Origin of the sequence: Prevotella multiformis DSM 16608, assembly GCF_000191065.1 — a bacterium.
GTDB classification, from domain to species: domain Bacteria; phylum Bacteroidota; class Bacteroidia; order Bacteroidales; family Bacteroidaceae; genus Prevotella; species Prevotella multiformis.
In genome coordinates this window covers 1,496,408-1,506,265 of the sequence record NZ_GL872283.1, presented here as the reverse complement: position 1 = coordinate 1,506,265, position 9,858 = coordinate 1,496,408, and the positions used below count along the sequence as shown (strand labels likewise).

Below are 9,858 nucleotides of genomic sequence, written 5' to 3'. Positions count from 1 at the left end.
ACTGACCCCTAAAATCACGACAGATTGTGACAAGGTTCAGCACGTGGTTGGCAGAGAGTAGAGACGGATAGTCTCTATGTATGCCGTTGCACCTTATATGATAAAGAGGCCTGCCGGCATCCGGCGGACATTTGGGAAAGGTGCTGCCTTTATAGCCCCCGCACAGCGGCCACCGTCTGGGCGGGAGAAAAACGGGAAAAGAGAAAATCAATAAATTCAATATGTTAAATTAGATAGAGTTGTTAAACTTATGAGAAAAATTAGATTTTTCCTGCTGACGCTGCTTTCATTGCTCTATGTGACCAATGTGAGTGCGCTCGTAAAAGGAAACACGTTCACGAGGGATGGCATTACCTACCGGGTTACCTTCATGGACAAAGCGCATGACGGACTGCCGGAACGTAATGAGGTAGAAGTGGCTTCCTCTACGAAGACTGGTGCGGTGTCTATTCCAGACAAGGTTTACGATCTGGACAATCAGTATAACTTCACGGTTTCAGGTATCGGGAACGCCTGCACGATACCCGGTGCCACTTCCGTTGTGCTCCCGAGTACTATCAAGCGTATCGGTGCCAATGTCTTTGCAAAGAGTAATATTCCCAGTATCACGATTCCGAAGGGAACAGATGATATCAGCGACGGTGCTTTTGCCCAGATGTCGAAGCTGACGGAAATCAAGGTCGAGTCGGGCAATGCGAAGTACAGTGCTGCGGACGGTGTCCTTTATGAGAATCGCACCGGTGGCAAGTACCTGAAGTCTTACCCTGTAGCGAAGGCCGGGACGAGCTTCAGCGTCCCCAATGATGTGTACGGTGTCGCTGTCAATGCTTTCCAGCTTGCAGCCAATCTTACCCATATAGACATCCCTGCTTCTGTCAAGGATCTTGCTACCTCGAAGGAGGCGAACAGCTTTACGAGTGCCGATAAGCTGAAGGAAATCAAGGTTGATGCCGGGAATACCGCTTATAAGGATGTTGACGGTGTCGTCCTGACCAAGGATGGAAAGACGCTGGTTACCTACCCTCACGATAAGTGGGGCACTCTTGACCCTGCTTACGATGCACCTGCCTCAATAGACCCGACGCATGCCATGTTGAAAGGCAATTACTACAAGATTCCTGACGGTGTGGAAACGATTGCCAAGGGTGCTTTCGCACAGGTACGTAACGTCACGGCCATAAAGCTGAACAACGTCAAGACGTTGGAAGAAGGTGCGTTCTATTCGCCCCGTAATCTGAGAAACATCGAGATTTCTGCTTCTGTAAAGACCATCCAGGATGGCGCCATCTCGGGTACTCCTACGCTTTTCAAGTTCACTGTCGATTCTGCAAACCCAGACTATTCGGCTGATTCCGAGGGCGTGATTTACAATCATGACAAGACGGAACTGGTGCTCTTCCCAGCTGGCAAGAAAGGTGAGTACACAACCCTTTCCACAACCAAGAAAATCCGCAAGCGTGCATTCTACTATGCGCAGAAGGTTGAGAAGATTCACTTCAACAAGGATCTGGAGGAAATCGACAATGACGCCTTCCAGGCAGCAGTTGCCTTGAAAGAAATTACATTTGACGAGCCTTCCAAGCTGAAGCGCATCGGTACGTGGGCGTTCTTTAATACTGGTCTGGAGAGCCTGAGACTCCCGGCCTCTCTCGAGACGCTGGGTTCTGCAGCTTTCCGACAGAACAGCAAGCTGAAAACAGTAACCGTGGCTGCCGGCTCAAAACTGAAGAAGATAGAAGCGGGCGCATTCTATTCCAATACGAACCTGGAGTCTTTCACGTTTGAGGGAGCCACGGCTCTGGAGACCATCGGTCAGCAAGCTTTCATGGGTGCAGCGAAACTGAAGAAGTTTAATATTCCTGCTTCGGTGAAGTCTATCGAGAGTGCCGCTTTCGAGGGCACAAGTTCCATGAAAGAAGTTACCTTCGCCGCACCGGCACAGATCGCGAAGATTACAGAAGGTGCTTTCCAAAGTGCGAGTGCATTGGAGAAGATTGAGCTTCCTGTATCTGTAAAGGAAATCGAGAAGGATGCTTTCAACAAGTGCAAGAGCCTGAAAGAGATTGTCATTCCGAAAGATGTGAACAAAATTGACCCTACAGGCTTCCAGCAGTGTGAGAGTCTGGAGAAGTACACGGTCGACAAGGCGAACACTATGTACTCCAGCGTCGACGGCTTCCTGCTGAGCAAGGACAAGAAGAAGCTGGTGTCTTTCCCGCCGGCAAAGGCTGGTACTTACTACACCATGCTGCCTCCGACTATCGAGGAGATCGGCCAGCAGGCGTTCTATGATATCCAGAAACTGGAGAACGTCACCCTTCCTGCAAATGTGAAGAAGATTGATAAGTGGGCCTTCGACCTGGTTAAGAATCTGAACACGATTGCATTCCTGGGCAAGACTCCTGTTGCTGAAGCTAATATTGATGGGACAGCCTTCAATCCTTTGAACGTGGACAAGGCGAAGATTCAGATCAACGTCCGCAAGGATGCAAAGGCTGCTTATGCTGCAAACAATGTATGGAACAAGTTCAAAAACATCGGTGTCTCTTTCTGGAAGGAAAGCAATGGAACAGGTAACGGCGAAACAGAGTACTTCCCGCTGTCGCAGAAGGCTGTGATGATTGTCGACACCAAGGCGGATGTGTTTACTTATGTTGTCCAGCCTAAGGTGACAAATCCTGATGACAGCAAAGCTTATGAGGTACGCCTCTGGGGCGACTATGCGTTGAAGCAGAATACGACCAACATCAAGGAGGTTGTCTTCAAGAACACCCTTGACTATATGGGTATCGATGCCTTCAAGAAAGCTGACGGCACATCGACCGTTGAGCGTATCTACTTCACTGCCCCCGTTCCTACAAAGGATATGAGTGCCACGAAGTGGGAACTGACGGATCTGACTCCTGCCCAGCACGAGTTCGACGGACAGCTGAAGCACATCTATGTAAAGAAGAGTGTTGAGAACGCTTACAAGACGGCTACCGGATGGACGGACTATGCCGGTGTGATCGACTATAAGATCAAGGATGAGGTGAAGATAGCACACCAGTACGGTACGTTTGCCCGTGAGTTCGATGCCGATCTCGGTATCTATGCCCGTGAGAATGGTGACAATGGTCGCATCGGTGCTTTCGTTGCACAGACGGGCGAATTGAAGAAAGGCACTGTTGCAGGGAATGAGGTCATCAAGTGCATGATGAAGAGTATCAATTATAATACGAGCGTGCCTGCCTATGACTATGTACCTGCTGAAACCGGTGTGCTGCTGGAGAGCCGAAGCGGACTCCAGACTCCGGCTGACTTCTACTATGCCATCGGTGAGGAGGACAACAAGACTTACACCATCGCCAACGATGTCATGGAAGGTATAACAGTCAAGGCTAAGAAGATGCAGTCAACTGTTTCTGATGCTGTCTTTGCAATGACTGCAAAAGGAATCTTCAAGCCTCTGAAGATAGGTGTTGCCCGTGAAATCCCTGTTCACAAGGCGGTTGCTCGTCTGAAAGTGAGTACGTCAAGCCCTGCCAAGGTCATGTTCGTCTTTGACGATGGCAGTTCGATAGATGCCGAGACGACCGGTATCGAGCATATTGCGAATACCACGGCGGCAGACGACAATGTTTACTATAACCTGCAGGGCCAGCATGTTGAGCATCCACAGCATGGTGTGTTCATCCACAATGGCAAGAAGGTTGTCTTGAAGTAAACCGCTGTTTCTCCAAGGACAGGGCGACTTCCATACGCTCCGAGGGGTGGTGCTTCCTGCATCACATGCCGGCAATGGCAATGCAGCGGCATCACTCCGCAGGAGAAGTCTCCCTGCCGTACGAAAGAATAATGAACCTAAAAAAAGACCACACAATGAAAAAGAAGGCTTATATGACACCTGAAACCCTCTGCTGTAACTTGAAGACAGAAGGCCTGATGGGTGATCACACGGAAATATTGCAGACCAGTCCCGGTGCGTCGGCACTGGGTCCCGGGCAAGGCGGAGACCTCGAAGATGATGACGAGATCGCAGCCAAGCCGTTCCCGGGTTTCACGGGATGGGAGGACTGATGCCGAGACATTCTCATTCATCAGGCAATCTGGATGCACGGGAAGGTTTCTACCGTGAAATGCGCCGTGCCCGCAGAAAGCGGCTGCTGGCGAAGGCAGGCCTCGCCCTGTTGGTATTGTGCTCTCTGATAATCATGGCACTCTGTGCCTATATGTACGGTTTTCTCCAGTAGGGTGTCGACGGCAGTCTTCACCTTATTGTACAACCGGTTTCGTTTCGGGGCAGGCTCTTATTCGTTTAAGTGCCTGCCTTTTTTCCTGGCGGATGCCGTTCCGGGGACGTCTTAGGCAGGACGGGTCGATGGCGGGTCGATGACGGACTGCCGCATCGGAGATTTCGTCAGACGGCATCAGATGGCTTTTCTCCGCATAAAAGTTTGTTGTTTGGAATTTAATCCGTATCTTTACAACGTAATTTACAACTGAATGAACGACGAAATTAAATCAACTGCTCCTGCAATCTCCGATTTTGATGAGATTGTATCTTATGTAAAGAACGATAAGTCTGACGTAGAAGGGAACATCTATATTGGATCGAAATTTCTGATTGTGTGCGGCTGCAATCCTTTCTTCAAACCGATCATCGAGGAGCGAGGGCCTGTCCGGATCAGCGTTGTCCGTGTGGTGATCGTCAAAAGCGGATGGTGCGAGCCGGTCATAGGCTTCAGGAAGTACCGCTGCGGCCCTGGCGATATGCTGTTCCTCAACTGGGGCGTGACAATCAGTTCCGACACCTTCGGGGTTGACACCACCTTCGAGGGCATCGCACTGACGGAGGAATATATGAAGACGATCTTCGGCGGCCGTCTGCCCGAACTGTTCGTCTCGCCAGGCCAGTGCTTTGTGCTCCATCTGAGTGCGGAGGAGCAGGAGGTGTGGCGGCAGTACACCCATGCGCTCTTCAACCTCGTCCACCTTCCGTCGGTAGAGGAGGAAGTCGCCGGTTCGCTCTTCGTGTCTTCGCTGAACTATGTCGCTTCGCTGCACAGTGCGAAGCTGATGACGAAGCGGGGCAGCTGGTCGCGCAACAAGCAGACTGTCGAGCGGTTCGTGCGGCTTGTCAACGACTATGCCAAGACGGAGCATGAGATAGACTTCTATGCCTCGCAGCTTTTCATGACGGCACATTACCTGGGCATGGTGGTGAAGAAAGAGACGGGGATCACGGCGAAGGAGTGGATCGACAAGACGCTGGCCATCCTCATCCAGCTGGAGCTGCGCTATACGAACAAGTCGCTGAAGATGATCGCCAACGAGTTCAATTTCGTTTCGCTCAGTTCGCTGTGCAAGTTCTTCAAGCGGCGCACGGGGATTACGGCGACGGAGTACAGGATGATGCCTGAAGACACCTCACATAATTCGGCAGGAGCCCCCCCAAGAAGATATAATCCGCTGAAAACCAACTTGTTGTTTGGTCGTTGGGGACATTCTGCCCTGGCTTTTCAGGATGTAGGATAAAACAGAGGATAGAAAAGAGGGTGTGCCAAATACAGGCACACCCTCTTTTTATTGAGAGAGAGAATTTACACTGTTGTGTAAAGAATGAGAACTCAGGATGCGAGTCCGTATAGATAGATGCAAAGTGCCAGGATTGCCAGGGCAATCAGTATGAGACTTGACAGAAATGCCTTTTTCAGTTGTCTCATCTTACGTTGATGTCGCATCTGCGTAAAGAACCGGTCTCTTGCATCCATTGTCGTATTTGTCGGTTTCCTTAATCTTCCCAAGGTGAATAATGAGGATATTCCGTAGAATTGAAAGAGGGGTTTTCTTTTGCTCCTACCTCATCGTGAGCCGGGTCAAACTCGTCGTTTGAAATGCCCGGACTGGCGGTAATCATCAGGTTCTCCATTGAGAAGCGGTGGCTCTCGGTTGAAGGTATGATATATCTCTTCTTTTTCATGACTGTTCCTTTCTCATTTAATGATAACTTTCTTTCCGTTGTGGATATAGACTCCGTGCTGCGGATGTTCTACACGCTGCCCCTGCAGGTTGTAGTAAGCTCTGTCGGTACCGTTGTCTGATGAGGCTGCATCAATCGTGTCGATACCTGTCGTTGAGGAGTCGTCGAAAGAGAACATCACCTTGGCACCGGCCGGTACCCCCTGAATCTTGGCGTATGCCTTGTGAACCGGTATATTGATTGTAGCCTTGGCTTTCTTGAAGATACCTTCACGGACGGACATGACGTAGATAGGATCCGTGCCTGTCGTGACGGTGTGCGGATTGACTGTGACACCTTCCATCATGTTGTGGCTGATGGTATATGTGTGGTCGTCTTTCTCACCGATGGTGTAGTAGAAGTCAGCGGGAGTTTTCTCTCCGTCAAGCACCTTCAGCAGTACACCGGTATAAGCCGGTACATAGCCGTATTCGTTGGCAGCACCGCCGTTCATGTCTACACTTGTCATACGTACCATGTAGGTAGACGTACCGTAGTCGCCGGAACCCTGTGTGATGCTTGAGATAGGAGCTACAAATGCGCCCATGTCGCAGATGTGCTTTTCCTTCTTGTACTCGCTGAAGTCCGTGTCGAACTCACGTGCGAATGTACCGTACTTGTGCGTGATGTTGATACCCGGAATCTTGAAGTCAATCTGATTGATGAAGTTCTTGGTGCTTTCAACATATTTATGTTCAGTCGTACTGTAGACCTTTTTATCCCATTCAGTCTTGTAATTGGAAAGCTGGGACTTCTTCACATAGACTTTCGTAGAAGAGGCGAACTCATTGTAATCTTTTCCAGTCTCATCCAGTTCAAAGCGGGTAGTACTCAGCATCTGCTTTGTCGGGTTGGAAGAAAGGAAGAATACATTTTCGATGGTAGAAGCATCAGCTGTAATGTTTGTCTTGAAAGCCTTGGCACCGATGTACTCTACATTCTTCTTCACAACCACCTCGTGTACGTTAGCAGAAGTTGACTGGAAAGCATAGTCACCAATCATGTTGACATTGTAGGTCTTGCCGTTGTGCTCAACTGTTTCGGGTACGACGAAAGTATAATCGGTGTTTTTTACATCGAGGAGATCGACAGAATTTTCTGATACCGGCAGATACTCCAGATTGTTTTCTATGAAAGAGGTATGTGTACTCTTAAAGTTCTGATAGAATGTCTTGTTTTGATAATCAGTAAGCCGTTCTTTACGTACATAGATGTTTATGTTGGTCGGCATATTCGTTGTTCCTGCTGAGCCATTGTCGAAGCTGCGCTTGTTTTCTTCCTGATTGATTTTTGTCGGGTCAATCATATGGTCGCAGAGGAATGTAATGGTATTCAAGTTCTTGCATAAGCTGAATGCACGCTCGCCAATTTCTTCGACCTTGTTAGGAATAACAACATTCTTCAGACCTACGCATTCATAGAACGCATAATTTCCGATCTTCTTGATTGAAGGAGGCAGGAGTGTAAAGTGTTCACTCGCCTTTCCATGAGGAAAGAGAATCAACTCTTCTTTATCGTGAGAAAGGAGATAACCGTCAACACTTGAGTACTTGGTATTCTCCTTGTCAACGTTGATTGCGGTTAAATGCTCGCAATATTTGAAAGTTTCCGGACTGACACTCTCTACATTCTTTGACAGATTGACGGTTGTCAGGGCTGAACAGTTGCGGAAAGCTTCTTTTTCAAGGGTCTTAACACTGTTTGGAATACTGATAGAAGTCAGACCGCAGTCGGCAAGTGCTCCTGCCTTAATGGTTGTAATGATAGCGTCGTCCTTAAAAGTGGCGGTTGCCATGCTCTTACAGCCGTTGAAAGCATTTCTACCGATGGTGGTTACATTCTTGGGGAAGTTGAATCCCTCCAACTTGTCCAGGTTCTGGAATGCTCCGTCCTCGATAGTCTCAAGATCGCAACTGCCTTGGAAGTTGAAGTGCTTCAAGTTCCTGGTAAGTTGAAGTGCACCGTTCTTTATCGTCTTCAGTTTGGAGTTGTCAGGTACGTTGATGGTTTCCATACTTGAACATGATGTGAAAATCTTATTCAGTTCCGTTAGAGCGGAAGGCAGGGTTACCTCCTTTAATGCATAGTTCCATCCAAACGCACCACCGTCAATCTTCGAACAGCTCGAAGGATTGATAAATGTAACTTTCTTCAAATCCTTGAAGGAGCTGATGGCTTGCGTGTTAATTGTCGTTACACTGCTCGGAATTGTCAGCTCTTGGATATTCTGATTACTTGCAAAGGCAAACTTTTCTATTTCTTTGACGAAAGATGGGATGGTGTATTTTCCATCTGTTATTTGTTTTGACGGAGGGAAGAAATAAACTTTAGACTTGTCTGGTTTACTGTAGATGACACCTTCCTCTTCAATAAAGTTAACGCAGCCTGGTGCTGTTTTGTATTCCTTGATTTTCGGACAGCTGGCAATGGCTCCCGCCGTTCCTTCTACTTCAAGATCCTTTGGCAGAGTCACTGTCTTCAGATTCTGACAGCCAAAAAGAGAGTTGACACCTAATTTGGTCACTTGGTTCATATCGATACTCTCCATCTGTCTTACAGCATCGAAAGCACGCAGGTCAATTCCTTTTATACCATTGGGAACCTTGTAATCTTTGTCCTGTTTGTTGCGAGGATATTGCACCAGTTTGCCTTTGTAGAACAGCACACCCCCATCAACCTTATAGTCTCCTGTAGCACCTGCAGGCATCTCGTAAGCCTCTAAAGTGTTTATCTGTGCAAAACTTGGATAGTCTGTCGCAGCCTTTTTCAGATGAGGCGGTAAAATGATTTTCTTTATGCCTGTGTTCTGAGGAAAACTGATAAAGGCAGAATGCTTTATCTCTTCTACGGCAGGGTTGATGGTATAAGTGCAGTCGGCAGTCATATATGCATCTGTCGGAACGGCATATAGTTGGGTTTTGTTGTGGTTATAGAGTGCCCCATGTCCGTCATCCGAAAATGTTGTACTGGCTGATGCAACTGTGATTTTCGGCATTTTCTTTACTCTGTAGAAAGTGTTGTCAGATATTGTCTTAACAGTGGCAGGTATATTCAGTGTCTCCAGCTCTGCATCTGTAAAGGACGAATAGGCAATTTCTGTAATGCCTTCCGGCAGGTTCACGCTGGTTACCCCCTGGCATTTATAGGTCTCATTACCACCCACTTTTGTAACCCTGAAGGTGGTACCTTTATCGTCACTCCATGTTGCGGGGATGGTAATGGCCCCCGTCTTGTTCTCTGTTCCGACAAACGACAAGGTGCTTTCACTTGCTTTTACCACTTGGTAGACGATACCGTCATGTTTGACGATGTCACCATCAGTGTACGCTGCCACTTGCTTAGGCAGCAACAGCATCAGGAAGGCGATAGCCCATAACCTGAATTGAATTGTTTTTTCTCTCATGTTCATTATTGTGTTTGATAAAAATACTCTGCCTTATATAAATATGTCTGAAGTCTGCCTGTTGTTTCCTTCAGACTGAATCAGTATGTTTTTGGGGTTAATTTGTATGTATCCATTTTTAGAACACTCTCTAAATATGCTGTTTTGCAGGTGCAAAGTTAGAGAGATTTTTCATTGCTGTTGTATTCTAAAGAGTATCTATGTTTTCCTTTTCATCTTCTGTTAATGTCGTATAATAACTTAATTTTCCTTTTAGGTCTTTTTCTTATTCTTTTGAGGAGGTCTTCTGTTCTTTTGTTACATACGCAGTGGCATGGTTGAAACTCTGTTTGCTTATTAGCATGGTTCTGTTCCATAGAGGATAATAGTGAACGCCTGATTTGTAGATTAGGGGTGTGAGAATTCGCTGACCCGAAGCAGTTTCTTGCCTCATGCTCACCAGGATTTCGAAAGA

Annotated in this window: 7 protein-coding genes; 4 read left to right on the top strand and 3 right to left on the bottom strand. The window is 47.7% G+C overall.

From position 1 onward, the window contains the following. Positions 1-250 precede the first annotated feature (250 nt). The 4 genes from HMPREF9141_RS11615 (at position 251) to HMPREF9141_RS11600 (ending at position 5,517) form a co-directional block, all read left to right on the top strand. Positions 251-3,706, top strand: a complete 3,456-nt coding sequence (locus HMPREF9141_RS11615; RefSeq protein WP_007368948.1) for a leucine-rich repeat domain-containing protein — start codon at positions 251-253, stop codon at positions 3,704-3,706. A 155-nt stretch (positions 3,707-3,861) separates the two neighbouring features. Beyond that, positions 3,862-4,059: a hypothetical protein gene (locus tag HMPREF9141_RS11610; protein ID WP_040555106.1), complete on the top strand. Its 198-nt coding sequence runs from the start codon at positions 3,862-3,864 to the stop codon at positions 4,057-4,059. Further along, positions 4,059-4,232 (top strand): hypothetical protein, encoded by a 174-nt coding sequence (locus HMPREF9141_RS11605; RefSeq protein WP_156792456.1) that lies wholly within the window; start codon positions 4,059-4,061, stop codon positions 4,230-4,232. The genes HMPREF9141_RS11610 and HMPREF9141_RS11605 overlap by 1 nt, the downstream gene beginning before the upstream one ends. Before the next feature lie 253 nt (positions 4,233-4,485). Continuing rightward, a complete protein-coding gene (locus HMPREF9141_RS11600; RefSeq protein ID WP_007368945.1) occupies positions 4,486-5,517 on the top strand; it encodes a helix-turn-helix domain-containing protein in 1,032 nt (343 codons plus the stop codon). A gap of 256 nt (positions 5,518-5,773) precedes the next feature. Here the strand turns inward: HMPREF9141_RS11600 and HMPREF9141_RS11595 are convergent, their stop codons facing one another. The 3 genes from HMPREF9141_RS11595 to HMPREF9141_RS13730 all read right to left on the bottom strand — a co-directional run. Then, complete coding sequence (locus HMPREF9141_RS11595; RefSeq protein ID WP_007368944.1) at positions 5,774-5,962, bottom strand: hypothetical protein; 189 nt, start codon at positions 5,960-5,962, stop codon at positions 5,774-5,776. A 13-nt stretch (positions 5,963-5,975) separates the two neighbouring features. Beyond that, positions 5,976-9,410 carry a leucine-rich repeat domain-containing protein gene (locus HMPREF9141_RS11590; RefSeq protein WP_007368943.1) on the bottom strand — a complete coding sequence of 1,145 codons (3,435 nt, stop codon included), beginning with the start codon at positions 9,408-9,410 and terminating at the stop codon, positions 5,976-5,978. 259 nt (positions 9,411-9,669) lie between these two features. Further along, a partial coding sequence (locus HMPREF9141_RS13730) for a hypothetical protein (protein WP_218916014.1) occupies positions 9,670-9,858 on the bottom strand: 189 nt, incomplete at its 5' end.